The sequence below is a fragment of the Acinetobacter sp. ANC5681 genome (genome assembly GCF_023488045.1).
Taxonomy (GTDB): Bacteria; Pseudomonadota; Gammaproteobacteria; order Pseudomonadales; family Moraxellaceae; genus Acinetobacter.
In genome coordinates, this window is record NZ_JAMFKZ010000043.1 from 1 (window position 1) to 13,956 (window position 13,956).

11 protein-coding genes, 1 tRNA gene, 2 pseudogenes and 1 other annotated feature are annotated in these 13,956 nt (G+C 39.9%); of the genes and pseudogenes, 8 read left to right on the plus strand and 6 right to left on the minus strand.

Features of this window, described 5'->3' with window-relative positions:
- Positions 1–48: 48 nt before the first annotated feature.
- Positions 49–630 (minus strand): hypothetical protein, encoded by a 582-nt coding sequence (locus M5121_RS14630; RefSeq protein ID WP_249571587.1) that lies wholly within the window; start codon positions 628–630, stop codon positions 49–51.
- 59 nt (positions 631–689) lie between these two features.
- Between M5121_RS14630 and M5121_RS14635 the strand changes: the two are divergent.
- Both M5121_RS14635 and M5121_RS14640 read left to right on the plus strand, forming a co-directional pair.
- Positions 690–1,923, plus strand: a pseudogene (locus M5121_RS14635) (IS3 family transposase).
- Positions 965–1,081 (plus strand) — a sequence feature (AL1L pseudoknot). (Overlaps the previous pseudogene by 117 nt.)
- A gap of 49 nt (positions 1,924–1,972) precedes the next feature.
- A pseudogene (locus M5121_RS14640) lies at positions 1,973–2,080 on the plus strand (metallophosphoesterase); the annotation flags it as partial.
- 79 nt (positions 2,081–2,159) lie between these two features.
- On the opposite strand, the gene cynS reads toward M5121_RS14640, so the two are convergent.
- Positions 2,160–2,609: a cyanase gene (gene cynS / locus M5121_RS14645; RefSeq protein WP_032037554.1), complete on the minus strand. Its 450-nt coding sequence runs from the start codon at positions 2,607–2,609 to the stop codon at positions 2,160–2,162.
- Positions 2,610–2,889: 280 nt separating this feature from the next.
- On the opposite strand from cynS, the gene M5121_RS14650 reads away from it, so the two are divergent.
- Together M5121_RS14650 and M5121_RS14655 are read left to right on the plus strand one after the other, a co-directional pair.
- On the plus strand, positions 2,890–3,699 hold the full coding sequence (locus M5121_RS14650) for a formate/nitrite transporter family protein (RefSeq protein WP_008303564.1): 810 nt from the start codon (positions 2,890–2,892) through the stop codon (positions 3,697–3,699).
- A gap of 51 nt (positions 3,700–3,750) precedes the next feature.
- Positions 3,751–5,475, plus strand: coding sequence for a bifunctional protein-serine/threonine kinase/phosphatase (locus M5121_RS14655; protein ID WP_249571588.1), 1,725 nt, complete (start codon positions 3,751–3,753; stop codon positions 5,473–5,475).
- A 111-nt stretch (positions 5,476–5,586) separates the two neighbouring features.
- Here the strand turns inward: M5121_RS14655 and M5121_RS14660 are convergent, their stop codons facing one another.
- A complete protein-coding gene (locus M5121_RS14660) occupies positions 5,587–6,519 on the minus strand; it encodes an IS5 family transposase (RefSeq protein WP_249571589.1) in 933 nt (310 codons plus the stop codon).
- 384 nt (positions 6,520–6,903) lie between these two features.
- Here M5121_RS14660 and M5121_RS14665 point away from each other — a divergent pair, with 384 nt between their 5' ends.
- The gene (locus M5121_RS14665; protein WP_087544001.1) at positions 6,904–7,137 is read left to right on the plus strand and encodes a hypothetical protein; all 234 of its coding nucleotides are present in this window, start codon (positions 6,904–6,906) and stop codon (positions 7,135–7,137) included.
- Positions 7,138–7,189: 52 nt separating this feature from the next.
- Here M5121_RS14665 and M5121_RS14670 read toward each other — a convergent pair whose 3' ends face one another.
- On the minus strand, positions 7,190–7,873 hold the full coding sequence (locus tag M5121_RS14670; protein ID WP_087544002.1) for a pirin family protein: 684 nt from the start codon (positions 7,871–7,873) through the stop codon (positions 7,190–7,192).
- 194 nt (positions 7,874–8,067) lie between these two features.
- On the minus strand, positions 8,068–9,411 hold the full coding sequence (argG, locus tag M5121_RS14675; RefSeq protein ID WP_087544004.1) for an argininosuccinate synthase: 1,344 nt from the start codon (positions 9,409–9,411) through the stop codon (positions 8,068–8,070).
- A gap of 292 nt (positions 9,412–9,703) precedes the next feature.
- Between argG and M5121_RS14680 the strand changes: the two genes are divergently transcribed.
- The 3 genes from M5121_RS14680 (at position 9,704) to M5121_RS14690 (ending at position 13,308) form a co-directional block, all read left to right on the plus strand.
- Positions 9,704–11,734, plus strand: a complete 2,031-nt coding sequence (locus M5121_RS14680; RefSeq protein ID WP_249571590.1) for an FAD-dependent oxidoreductase — start codon at positions 9,704–9,706, stop codon at positions 11,732–11,734.
- 86 nt (positions 11,735–11,820) lie between these two features.
- A tRNA-Ser gene (locus M5121_RS14685) sits at positions 11,821–11,910 on the plus strand.
- Positions 11,911–12,078: 168 nt separating this feature from the next.
- The gene (locus M5121_RS14690) at positions 12,079–13,308 is read left to right on the plus strand and encodes a tyrosine-type recombinase/integrase (protein WP_087546599.1); all 1,230 of its coding nucleotides are present in this window, start codon (positions 12,079–12,081) and stop codon (positions 13,306–13,308) included.
- 51 nt (positions 13,309–13,359) lie between these two features.
- Here the strand turns inward: M5121_RS14690 and M5121_RS14695 are convergent, their stop codons facing one another.
- Positions 13,360–13,797, minus strand: coding sequence for an NUDIX hydrolase (locus tag M5121_RS14695; protein WP_249571591.1), 438 nt, complete (start codon positions 13,795–13,797; stop codon positions 13,360–13,362).
- Positions 13,798–13,956 lie beyond the last annotated feature (159 nt).

Sequence of the window (13,956 nt, forward strand, 5' to 3'; positions counted from 1 at the left end):
GTTTCTTGCTCATGGTAAACTCCTAATGAGTATGTATAGTTTACCAAGTTAAACCCTCCTGTTTTTTAAGCACACATCAAAGTGATCGTCTCTTTTGCCCAAATGACATAAAGATTTTTCGATAAGTTCAACCTCGTCTATAAAAACAACATGTTTACAAGGTATAGCATGTACATATGCTCCAAAAAACTCTTTTACAGTAGAAGGCAGAAGCTGTAATTGGGGTAAATTAAAAACTTGACCTAATACCGTCAATGAACAAATTTTAAGATTTAAAAAATATCCTGAATAGCTCATATCAACAGCTTCATTCAAGAACAAAATAAATACTGTTAGGGTATCTAAAGGATATTTTTTAGATAACTTTGTTAGTAATTCAAATATTTCACTATTTTTATAAAAAATTCGTTTTACAAACCTAAGTTCAAAAGAAGATCTTTCAGCTAAATGAAGAAAATGACGGCTAACTTCAGGGGCTAAGCTAAGTATGATTCTATCGGTCTCAATAGCAGAACGTGAATCAAAATTGAAAATATTCCAAATTGGATGATGAAACCAGATAGCAGTTTCTGGATACTTCAATGCCACCATTTCTACACGTTCTGGTCTTGGAGAAGTGATCCTAGCCAAAATAATGGATGAACCGTACCGGGTTTGTCGGAGAGTCAATATTCTGAGAGACTATCCCGATGACAAAATTAAAATATACTCCTGAAATCAGAGAAAGAGCGGTTCAATTATTGATTGAATCTGAAAAAGATTATCCATCGAACTGGGCAGCAGTTTCCGCAATTGCTCCTAAAATTGGCTGTACTCCTGAAACTCTAAGTGTTTGGTATCAAAAAAACTTAGATCAACAAAACCCAATTAAAGTACAGCAAATTTCAGATCAAGAACGTATTAAACAACTCGAACGTGAAAATAAAGAACTGCAACGTGCGAATGAAATTCTACGTAAAGCAGCCGCTTTTTTCGCCCAGGCGGAGCTCGACCGCCCACACAAGTAATGGTGGATTTTATCCATAACAATAAAGATCAATATGGTGTTGATGCGATTTGTAGGATTTTACCAATCGCACCTTCAACCTATTACCGGACTCTAGATCTCACAGTAAATCCAGAACATCGAGCGAAACGGGATCTGCATGACCTTCATCATGCTGAACAAATAAAACGAATTTGGAAAGACAGTTCAGGTCGATATGGCGCACGTAAAGTCTGGCAACAACTGAAACGTGAAGGCTCTGTTATTGCACGTTGTACAATTGCTCGATTGATGCAAAAGCTAGGTATACAAGGTGTTTGGCGTGGTAAGAATAAACAAACCACCCGTAACCGAGATGACCAAAAACGGGCAGATGATTTAGTGAAACGTAATTTTAATGCTGATCATCCAAACCCTTGCGAAGCAATGCTTCTCAGGTGGGTGACTTTACGTATATTCAAACTCATTCAGGCTGGGTCTATATCGCCTTTATTATTGATGTGTTCTCACGAGCAATTGTTGGATGGAAAGTATCTACACGGATGAATACAGATATGGTACTCGATGCACTTGAGCAAGCATTGCACGATCGAGGCATGCCAAAGAATGTGATTCATCATTCAGATAGAGGTGTTCAATATCTTTCCATTCGGTATACCAATCGTTTAGAAGCAGCAAATTTACGAGCATCAGTCGGTACAACTGGTGATTCATACGATAATGCTCTGGCTGAAACGGTGAATGGCTTATACAAAACAGAGGTGATTGAATATTTAAAAGCAGATTGGCAAGGTTTAGCAGATGTACAACTTGCGACACTAAACTGGGTAGATTGGTTCAATAAAAAGCGTGTACACAGTGCACTGGGTTATGTGTCGCCTTTTGAGTTTGAAGCAATGTACTATGATAAGATTAACCCGTTAGGTCAGGTGGCCTAACTTAAATAAAAAAGTCTCCGACAAACCCGGTACGGTTCAGTTCAAAACCTATTTAGGGCATACCATTGTGAAAAAACATACCCAGATTGATAACTGTCACTATATTGATGTCGGTTTCTCTTATACCCAGAAGCTGTGTATAGTCAAAATTAAATAAGGATAAAGACGGTGATATAAAAGATCTCCTTACGAAGAAATGAAAAGCCATCAATATGATGGCTTTATCAAACGATTAATTAATAGGTTTTATAAGGTAAAAACTTGCCAGACAATACGACATTTACCCGGTCACCGTTCGGGTTTTCCTCACGCTGAATATCCATGCTGAAGTCGATTGCGCTCATAATGCCATCACCGAATTCTTCATGGATCAGCTCTTTAATAGTCGAACCATATACATTTACAACTTCATACCAGCGGTAAATTAAAGGGTCCGTAGGCACACTGGTCGGTAAAGAGCCTTTGTAAGGTACAATTTGCAGCCATGCTACTGCCTCATCACTAAGGTCAAAAATCTGACCAATTTTCTCTGCCTGCTGTTTATTAAATGCCATTTGTCCCAGGCAGGCAGCCGTTACCCATTCTTTAGAAAGACCAATCTCTTTGGCAACATCTGACCACTTAATTGACTTTAAAACTTTCGCTGAAATGATCATGTCAGTTACTTGTTGACGATGGGTAATCATAATCCTCTCCAAATTATTCTCAAATGAATGTATGCAGAACGCATAATGCAGATATCATGCCAACAGCATTCTAGAGTTCATGCTAAATAGAAAATGAATATTTAAGTGATTGTTAATTATTTGTGGCATAGCTTTTGCTTATATTTCGATATACATGGCAACGACGCCATTCACCATTACCTGTTCTAATATTCAAGGCAACGGCGCCTAAGGTCTTCAATGATCTTAGGCGTCTTTTTTTCGAAAAACAGGTCCGTATATTGAAAAAGAGGACGACAACATGGCATATCTTGCTCCTGCGGAGTTTGCAAAAAAAGTAGTAGATGCGGGTGAATCCAAATTGCATATGGCAACCCGTGATGTATTGATTCGTGCCTTTATGGCAGGGGCCATTCTGGCCTTGGCAGCGGTATTTGCCATTACCATAGCCGTGCAAACAGGATCACCATTGATTGGTGCGCTCCTGTTTCCAGTTGGTTTTTGTATGTTGTATTTATTGGGCTATGACCTATTAACTGGGGTGTTTGTACTTACGCCGCTGGCATGGCTAGATAAACGCCCAGGGGTGACATGGGGACGTATTCTAAAAAACTGGGGCTTGGTGTTTGTAGGGAACTTTACAGGCTGTTTAGTCGTTGCGGTGCTCATGGCAGCGGTTTATACCATGGGTTTTGCAGCGGATCCAAACCCTGTCGGCGTAAAAATTGCGCATATTGGCGAGGAGCGGACATTAGGTTATGCCGAATACGGATTCGCCGGCTGGATGACTATTTTTATCCGTGGCATGCTGTGTAACTGGATGGTGTCATTAGGTGTCATTGGCGCGATGATGTCTACTACGGTGAGTGGCAAATTTATTGCCATGTGGATGCCAATTATGCTGTTCTTTGCCATGGGCTTTGAGCACTCTGTCGTGAACATGTTCCTGTTCCCATTTGCCATGATGATGGGCGGTGACTTCTCGATTGCTGACTACTTCCTATGGAATGAACTGCCGGTTGCTTTAGGTAATCTGGTGGGCGGTTTGGCATTAACAGGTCTGGCACTTTATACCACCCATGTCCGTACTGGTGTTAAAAAAGAATTTTAACATTCATCATTTTATAAAGGGATCATATAGATCCCTTTTTGAGCTTTCAGCATGAAAAAAACATTAAAAGTCAATATTGGGCAATATTCTACTGCCGGAGTTAAACAACAGAACCAGGATTTCCATGGAGTATATCTGCCCGAAGGACATGTGCTGAAACAGAAAGGTATTGCATGTGTTATAGCGGATGGAATCGGTAGCAGTAATGTCAGTCATCTTGCAGCAGAAACAGCCGTTGGTAGTTTTTTATCTGACTATTATTCTACTTCAGATGCCTGGAGTACACAGACTTCAGCAGAACGAGTGATCCGCGCGACCAATTCATGGCTTTATGCACAGACTCAACAAAGTCAAGGACGTTTTGATAAAGACCGAGGGTATGTCTGTACCTTATCTGCACTGATTTTAAAACAGCAACAAGCCCATGTTTTTCATGTTGGTGATAGTCGTATTTACCGCATTCGCGATCATGAAATTGAATTACTAACCCATGATCATCGTGTCTGGTTGTCTTCCAAAGAGCATTATCTTAGTCGAGCCTTAGGTGCGGATTATCGTATTGAAATTGATTATCGAAATATTGAACTCAAAGAAAAAGATATTTTTTTACTAATGACCGATGGGGTCTATGAATTTGTCACAGATCAACAATTATTAGATTTAACTTTAATAGATGCAGATTTAAATCAACTTGCCAAAGGATTAGTTGAAAAAGCTTTAGAACAGGGCAGTGATGATAACTTAAGTTTCCAGGTGATCCGTGTAGAACAGTTGCCTGAACTGAATCAGTTTCATATTCAGCAGGATTATGTATTTCCACAACAGCTCAGTAAAGGTGAAGTTTTTGAAGGTTATGTGATTGATAAGATTTTGCACCAAAATCATCGCAGTTGCCTGTATTTGGCACACGATACTCAGCAGCAGCCTTTGGTCATAAAAACTTTGGGGGTAGATTTACAGCAAGATAAAAATGCCGTAGAGCAGTTTCAACTCGAAGATTGGGTATCGAAACGTCTGAAACATGACAACCTGATGCACTGTTATCCACATAACACTGAGAAAAAATATTTATTCCAATGTTATGAATATTTGCAGGGTGAAACCTTGGCTCAATGGCTGCATCGCCAGGAAAAGCCTTTAAAGCTCGATGATATTTTACCAATTTTGCAACAAACGGCCTTGGCTTTAAATGCAATGCACCGGCTGGAGATGCTGCATCAGGATATACGGCCAAAGAATATCATGGTTTTAAATGCAGAAAATGCCATGAAAATTAAACTGATTGATTATGGTTCAACAGCAGTAAGAGGCCTGGTCGAAATTAATCCTAAAAATGCGAATCGACCACCCGGGACCTTAGCATTTATGGCACCGGAGTATTTTATTGATCATTCGCCATCTGTACATTCAGACCAATTTTCTTTGGCGGTCATGGCCTATTATTTACTCACCAAACAATTACCTTATGGCACAGATTTAGCTCGCTGTAACAGTTTAAAGCAGCTTAAAAAAGTTCAATATCATTCCATCAGGAAATATCGGCCTGATTTACCTATATGGTTAGATAAAATTTTAGGCCAAGCGCTGAGTATTGAACCGACACATCGTTTTGAGGCCTTGTCTGAACTCATTCATAATCTAATGCATCCTTCTAAAGAATTATTAAACTCTAAACCACCAGCAATCATTGAACGAGATCCTTTACGTTTTTGGCAAATGAGTTGCGCCGTATTAGGGCTATTATTTTTACTGAGTATTGCATGGCCATTTATTTGAAAAGATAGGATCAAACCATGCTTAAAATTGAAGGTACATAGATAAGTTTTTATTCAAACAGCTTTGTTGCACAAAGATTTGAAATGCAAAGCGCCCCTAATTGAGCCGAATTTAAGGCGTAACTTGGGTAAGTGGTCGACCTAATTTCGTAAATCTATTAAGGACTGCTACACGTGCATGGATCTCATTCACTTGGCTATCAAAACTCCTTGCACTGAGTTTATCTCCTAATAATTTGATGCAATGCATCTTAGTTTCAACCAAACTTCGCCGATGATAGCCTGACCATTTTTTCCATAGTGTCCTGCCTAAACGTTTAACTGTTCGAAGTAATTCATTTCGCTCTAGCGAGCTGCTCTTTGTATCTTTCCATGGTTTCGCATTTTTTCTAGGTGGAATCACCGCATGCGCTTGCCGATCTGCAATGACCTGACGGCATTGCTTGGTGTCATAAGCTCCATCGGTATAAACAGAGTTAATCTGCTCATCTTGTGGAATCTGATTAAGTAAATCACCAAGCACCTGTGAATCACTGACATTATTGGTTGTAAGCTGAACTGCTCGTATTTGTAGGGTTTTAGCATCTATACCAATATGAAGTTTACGCCATTGGCGACGATATTCAGGTCCATGTTTCTTGCGTTTCCATTCGCCCTCACCTAGAAACTTCATGCCTGTAGAGTCTATGAGTAGATGCAGCCCATCGCTACTTTTTTGGTAGCTGATTGCAATATCAATATGCTTTTGTCTTCTACAAAGCGTACTGTAATCTGGTGCGGTCCAATTTAATCCACAAAGTTTAATCAGACTTTGCACAAAGCCAGTGACCATACGTAAAGATAGACGGAATAAGGATTTAATCATTAAGCAGCATTGGATGGCTGCGTCGGAGTAGGTTTGATTTCGCCCTTGTTTGCCTTTTGATGGCGCATACCATTGCGTAGCAGGATCAAACCAAATGGCAATATTTCCGCGACTCATGAGTGCTTGGTTATATGCGGCCCAATTGGTTGTGCGGTAGATTTTGTGTGTAGGCTTCTTCATTTGAAAATTATATCGCTGAAAAAGCCTTTACAGATAGGTTTATGCAACAAAGCCGATTGGACTTTTTTCTGGGGACTGAGTGGTGCTTTAGGTACAAAATAAGTATGCATTCAAACCACTTGACTCCTTATTAAATTGGTGATAATTTAAACAGTAGGGAAATCATATACTATTTGGGATTTAAGAGAAATCTTGCCTAAATGAACAAAGATATGATGACCTGAATACACAGCTAACAACGAACGAAACGATTCAGATCGTTTTTAAAAATGTTCAAAGTTGTAGAAAAGCCCGTTAATCGGGCTTTTTTAATGCCCATTATTTTTTAAAGCAAATTTACGCTATAGTTTGTCAGAAGGATTAGGATAGCGATAGGAAATTGTGATGCTGATATTTATGATTATAGTGATTGTTATTGTTTTGATTTTATTGTTCTTTTTTGCCAAGAAAACTGATCCTACACAAGATAATTTTGATTATAGCCAGCCATATTCATCAACAACCTCCTCATGTGATTCTTCTCAAAATAATGATTTCAGACGTTCTGATGAATGTAGCTCAAATGATGATTCGAGCTCAGACTCAAGTAGTTGTGATAGTAGCAGCAATAATGATTAGAAAAAGCTTGTACCCCATAAGGGGCAAGGGGTACAAGATAAACTGAGTTTAATTAAGGTAGATCAAACCAAATCATTTGGCTGTCTTGTAATGCAGTAATGGTTGCAGTTTCATCGAATACTAAAGCATCACCTGCTTTAACCAAATGATCGGCGATCATTACTTCACCTGAAATCACATGCACGTAGTTCACTTTTTTTCGTGCTGTAATTTCTAAATGTTGATCTTTTTCAATGACAGCAGTTTTCACTTCCGCATTTTGACGAATCGACATTGGCGCAGATGTATCACCAGCAATCAAGTGCCATTGGTTTGGATGGTCTTTTGGATTCAGCTGAATTTGCTGATAGGTTGGTTCGGCATCTTGTACATTCGGTTGAATCCAAATCTGTAATAGATGCACCGCTTTATCATGCTTGTTCATTTCACTGTGGGTGACCCCAGTTCCAGCACTCATCAATTGCCATTCACCCGCATTGATCTGACCTTCATTGCCCATACTGTCTTTATGGGAAATAGTGCCATCAAGTACACAGGTTAAGATTTCCATGTTGTCATGGGGATGAGTACCGAAACCATTATGTGCAGCAACTGTATCATCATTGATCACGCGAAGGGCACTGACACCCATATATTTCGGGTTATACCAGCTACCAAATGAAAAGCTATGATAGGTGTCTAACCAGCCTGCTTTGACATGACCACGATTTTCACTACGATGTAGATAAGCATTCATCTTTCATCTCCCAATTATTATGTTTTGCTTAATGCTTATATTATTGATTCATAATGACGATAAATAGTCTTTAATTGCGACATATTGTTCTATAAATGAAATGATTGAGTATTTAACTTTTTATTTCAAATAATAAAAAAAGGCTGAATCAAATATTCAGCCTTTTTAAGTGGGCAAATTAATTTACCCATCTTTTATTTTGATTTATTTTCTAGCTGTGGAATTGCAGAACCTTGGCCAACAGCAAGTAAACCTGTTTCAGTATAGATACCGAGTTTTGCACGGGTATCAGTAATGTCGAGGTTACGCATGGTTAACTGACCGATACGATCCATTGGAGTAAACATCGAATCACCTTTCTCCATGGTCAAACGCTCAGCTTCATAGGTGAGGTTAGGAGATTCAGTGTTCATGATGGTGTAGTCATTACCACGACGTAATTCTAAAGTCACCGTACCTGTAATCGCTTTAGCAACCCAACGTTGTGAAGTTTCACGTAGCATTAATGCTTGTGAATCGAACCAACGACCTTGGTAAAGTAGGCGACCTAAACGTAAACCGTTAATACGGTATTGTTCAATCGTATCTTCGTTATGAATACCAGTCACTAAGCGCTCGTAAGCGATATGTAATAAAGCCATACCTGGTGCTTCATAGATACCACGAGATTTCGCTTCGATGATACGGTTTTCAATTTGGTCAGACATACCAAGACCATGACGACCACCGATACGGTTAGCTTCTAAGATCAGCTCAACAGGATCTTCGATACGTTGACCATTTAATGCAACAGGGAAACCTTCTTCAAAAGTAATGCTCACTTCTTCTGCATCAATTTTTACATCTTCTTTCCAGAATGCAACGCCCATGATTGGGTCAACGATTTTAATACCAGCATTGAGATATTCTAAATCCTTAGCTTCGTGCGTCGCACCCAACATATTTGAGTCAGTTGAGTAGGCTTTTTCCTTTGACATTTTATAGTCAAAGCCGTTGTCGATTAAGAATTGCGACATTTCGGCACGACCGCCTAACTCATCAATAAAGGTTTGGTCTAACCAAGGCTTATAGATTTTAAGGGCAGGGTTGGTCAATAAACCATAACGATAGAAACGTTCAATATCGTTGCCTTTATAAGTTGAACCATCGCCCCAAATGTTGACGTCGTCTTCTTTCATCGCCGTCACAAGCATCGTACCTGTCACTGCACGACCCAAAGGTGTGGTATTGAAATAAGGGACGCCACCAGTACTAATGTGGAATGCGCCACATTGAATTGCTGCAATACCTTCAAGCGCAAGTTGTAAACGACAATCGATTAATCGAGCTTTGACTGCGCCGTATTGTTCAGCTTTCTTTGGAATTGCATCATAGTCATCTTCATCAGGTTGACCCAAGTTTGCAGTATAAGCATAAGGCTCTGCGCCTTTTTGCTTCATCCACAATAAAGCTGCTGAAGTATCGAGACCACCAGAAAAGGCAATCCCAACTTTTTTGCCTACAGGTACGTGCTGCAAGATAGTTGCATTATCAGTCATTGCTTGTCCTAACTTTTATGAGTAAAGACCCCGAACAGGTAGTCTTGAGAATAAAAAATCGGAACTATTGTAACACTTTTCATGGAGCTTGTTTTCCTGAAAGAAAAACTAAGCAGAAAAATTATGTTCTAATACATTTGATTTTGGTTTTTTTAGATTGGGAATCAAAATAGTTACATTACTTTTGACTTTGGTGTCAGCATTTTCTTGAAAAGAGTCATAAACACATATAAAAATTCAGTTAAAGTACTATGCAACAAGTTGCAAAGCCAATAAATACAGAAGGAATATCATGACTAGCTATGCAAATATTTTAAAGCCATTACATCTCGGATTTACGACCATTAAAAACCGTGTGGTCATGGGATCGATGCATTCAGGCTTGGAGGATCGTTTTTTTAATTATCCTAAACTTGCTGCTTATTTTGGTGAACGTGCCAAAGGTGGGGTTGGCTTAATCATCACGGGTGGGATTTCACCCAACCGTCAAGGTTGGTTATTACCTGCGGGCGGTACCATGAACAGTCTGGCAGATATTCCTCATCACCGTCTGGTTACATATGCTGTGCATAAGCATGGCGCAAAAATCTTGATGCAAATCCTGCATTCAGGTCGTTATGGTTATCATCCATTTTCGGTTTCTTCATCCCCAATTCAGGCACCCATTAATCCTTTTAAACCGCGTCAAATGTCAGATGCCCAGATTTTGGCAACTATTGAAGATTATGCCCGTTGTGCAAGTCTGGCAAAAAAGGCAGGCTATGATGGCGTGGAAATCATGGGTTCTGAGGGTTATTTGATCAATCAATTCCTGAGCAGTCATGTCAACAAGCGTACAGACCGTTGGGGTGGCGATATTGAAAACCGTATGCGTTTTCCCGTGGAAATCGTCAAGGCGATTCGTGCCAAAGTTGGTGAAAAATTCATTATTTGTTTCCGCCTGTCCATGCTTGATCTAGTGCATGATGGCAACACCATGCAGGAAGTGATCGTTATTGCCAAAGCATTGGAAAAAGCGGGAATCACACTTCTAAATACAGGAATTGGCTGGCATGAGGCGCGTATTCCAACTATTGTCACTTCAGTTCCACGAGCTGCATTTGTGGATTATACCGCCGAAGTTAAACAGCATGTTTCAGTACCAGTGATTGCGTCAAACCGTATCAATATGCCAGATGTTGCTGAAGAGATTGTTGCTTCAGGACAGGCGGATATGGTGCAAATGGCACGACCATTCCTTGCTGATCCATACTGGGTCAATAAAACTGCAACCAACCGTGTGGATGAAATTAATACCTGTATCGCTTGTAATCAGGCGTGTTTGGATCATGCCTTTAAAAATGAGCGTGTCTCTTGTTTAGTCAATCCACAGGCATGTTTTGAAACTGAACTGGTTTATATCAAAACCAAGAAACCAAAACGTGTTGCGGTTGTGGGTGGTGGTGTTGCAGGCATGTCGGCTGCAACAGTGGCGGCAAGTCGTGGTCATGCCGTAACCTTGTTTGAAGCCAATAATGATGTGGGCGGTCAGTTTAATCTAGCGAAAGTTGTTCCTGGAAAAGAAGAATTTCATGAAACCATTCGTTATTTTAAAGTTCAACTCAAACAGACAGGTGTGGATGTTCGCTTAAATACAAAGGTCAATCGTGAACAGTTGGAACGTGAAGGCTTTGATGAAGTAGTGATTGCAACGGGCGTAGTGCCACGCGCCTTAAAAATTCAGGGTAGTGATGCACCACAAGTCTTGTCTTATGCAGAAGTACTAAAAGGCGCTAAGGTTGGACATAAGGTTGCTGTGATTGGTGCAGGTGGTATTGGTTTTGATGTGTCAGAGTTTTTACTAAAACCACCCCATCAACCACAGCCACAACCATTGGCAGAATGGCAACGCGAATGGGGCGTTGATCCAAACCCTAATTATATTTCTGAAGGCGGTGTACAACGTCCAGAAGTTGAAATGCCTGTACGTCAGATTTATTTATTGCAACGTAAAACAACGCCTTTGGGTATTGGTTTGGGTAAAACCTCAGGCTGGGTGCATCGTGCACAATTGAAAAAGCATGCTGTGCGTATGCTGCGCGGTGTGCAATATAAGGCTGTAACTGACGAAGGCTTATGGGTTGAGCATAATGGCCATGACCAGTTATTGCGTGTGGATACCATTGTGGTGTGTGCAGGTCAGGAATCAGTAAAAGATTTAGTACCGCATGAGAATGAAACCACATTGGCAAAATATCATGTGATTGGTGGTGCAAAGTTAGCAGGTGAGCTGGATGCCAAGCGTGCAATCCGCGAAGGGGCAGAATTGGCCGCTAAACTCTAATAATTGATGAAACATTATGCATTTGAATACATTGCAGTTAAATTTCTCTTGAATAAAGAGGGCAAGCTTTGTATTCTTACGCACATGGAAGCGTGGCAGAGCGGTTTAATGCACCGGTCTTGAAAACCGACGAGGGTGTGAGTCCTCCGTGAGTTCGAATCTCACCGCTTCCGCCAAATTCAAGTTTCTGACACTGTTTAACACTATATAAGTTTATGATTTGTAAGGTTAAAGTTGGAAATATACGATATAACAAGCCGTGACGCGCTACGCCAATCGGTAGTTATAAAGTAGTAAAAAATGCAGTAAGATTATTTCTTACTGCATTTTTTTATGTCTGAATTATGGCGACTCGTGGAATCAACAAACTTAGTGCTTTACAAGTTAAAAAAGCTAAACCTGATCCTGACAAGATGTATAAGTTGTCAGATGGTGGAAACTTGTACCTGCGTATTGATCAGAGTGGTAGCAAGTACTGGATATTCAATTATACACGCCCATTCTTAGGTAAGCGTAACGATTTATCTTTGGGTACTTATCCTGAAGTTTCACTGGATGATGCTCGAACTATTCGTGATGAATATAAGAAACTCATCAAGCAGGGCATTGACCCAGCGATGGAGCGGATTGAGACTAAGTCTCAGAAACAGAAAGAAGCAGAAAATACCTTTCGTATTGTTGCAGAAGCATGGCTATATAAACGTGAGTTAGAACAAAAGCAGGATGAGGAAACAGTCCGTCGTTTAAAGCACGATGTCTATCCCTACGTTGGTGATTTAACCTTTCCTCAGCTTACCTTAGAAATCCTTGAGATTAAGGTCTTTAAGCGTATTATTGAGCGTGGGGCTTTGTCTGTTGCCAAACGACTTAAATCAGACCTCAACCAAATCTTTAAATCAGCACGTAAGAAAAAGCTGATCCAATATAATCCAGTTGAAGATATTGAATTACCAAAACCACAGGGTGGAAACTTTGCAGCCGTGACAGAAGAGCAGGACTTGGCTCCGATGCTGAATAAAATTTGGAACTACTCCAAACTTTATACACGTTGCCTACTTACTACGCAGGTGGCGTTAAAAATCTCCGTGCTCACATTTCAGCGGCCTGGGGAGATCCGCAAGCTGAAAAAGGAGTATTTCTATCGTGAAGAGCGTTGCTTTAAGTTTACAGCCAGTAAAACTAAGCAGCTTCATATTGTGCCATTGTCAGATCAGGCCTTTGACTTGATTGAGTCAATTATTGATTTGCACCCATACAGCGAATACATTTTTGTGGGGCGGGATGGTAAAACCTTTATTTCTGACAATACCATCAACTCCGCGTTAAAACGCTTGGGCTATGGTGGTGAACAGACGGCACATGGCTTTAGGGCAACTGCACGTACCATGCTGGATGAGATTCTAGAGCAGCGTGTAGACTTTATTGAGCACCAGTTAGCCCATAAGGTAAAAGACAATAATGGTACAGCCTACAACCGAACCAAGTTTCTAAACAATCGCCGAGAGATGATGCAGGAGTGGGCTAATTATTTGGAGTCTTTGATTTTTGGTTATGGTCAAAACCCACAAGAATGATCTGCCCCTCGAAAGTTGGACGGTTTGATTAAGCTAACACGACATAGCAATCTAAAGAGATGTTAATTTTTTATAAATTGGCTCTAAAAAATTTAAATGATATTTTTTGAAAAAATTATATTTATTAAACAGCTTTAAATTTTCACATGAATCAATTATATCTGCTAATAATTTAAGAGAACCGACATCGAATTGTTTTAATTGATCTGCTGTTAAAAGTTTGGTGCCATCTGTCTCGCGATTTAATAATATTTCACCATCACATTCGGCTAACACGGCAATAATTAACTGATTCATTTCTGTGTCAGTGAAAGTATCTATAATTTTACTTTTTATGACGTGCAAGCCAAGCTCTTCTCTGGTGATTCTAGAGGTGCACTCATAAGTAGTTTCCTTTTCTTTCAGGTATCCTGATATTGTGGAATAGAGTCCTTTTGGCCATATTTTGTTATGCGCGATTAAATATTTGTCTTGATATTTGATTAACACGGCAATTGCTGGAACAGGATTATTCCAAAAGATATAACCACAATTTGAACTACATGCTAATCGATAGCCACGATCTACTTGATGTGTGCTTAAAAAACAGGAGGGTTTAACTTGGTAAACTATACATACTCATTAGGAGTTTACCATGAGCAAGAAACA

Coding starts and splice junctions, on each gene's coding strand:
- cynS (WP_032037554.1), bottom strand. CDS start 2,609: ATGATTACCCATCGTCAACAAGTAACTGACATGATCATTTCAGCGAAA.
- M5121_RS14655 (WP_249571588.1), top strand. CDS start 3,751: ATGAAAAAAACATTAAAAGTCAATATTGGGCAATATTCTACTGCCGGA.
- M5121_RS14670 (WP_087544002.1), bottom strand. CDS start 7,873: ATGAATGCTTATCTACATCGTAGTGAAAATCGTGGTCATGTCAAAGCA.
- M5121_RS14665 (WP_087544001.1), top strand. CDS start 6,904: ATGCTGATATTTATGATTATAGTGATTGTTATTGTTTTGATTTTATTG.
- argG (WP_087544004.1), bottom strand. CDS start 9,411: ATGACTGATAATGCAACTATCTTGCAGCACGTACCTGTAGGCAAAAAA.
- M5121_RS14660 (WP_249571589.1), bottom strand. CDS start 6,519: ATGAAGAAGCCTACACACAAAATCTACCGCACAACCAATTGGGCCGCA.
- M5121_RS14650 (WP_008303564.1), top strand. CDS start 2,890: ATGGCATATCTTGCTCCTGCGGAGTTTGCAAAAAAAGTAGTAGATGCG.
- M5121_RS14680 (WP_249571590.1), top strand. CDS start 9,704: ATGACTAGCTATGCAAATATTTTAAAGCCATTACATCTCGGATTTACG.
- M5121_RS14690 (WP_087546599.1), top strand. CDS start 12,079: ATGGCGACTCGTGGAATCAACAAACTTAGTGCTTTACAAGTTAAAAAA.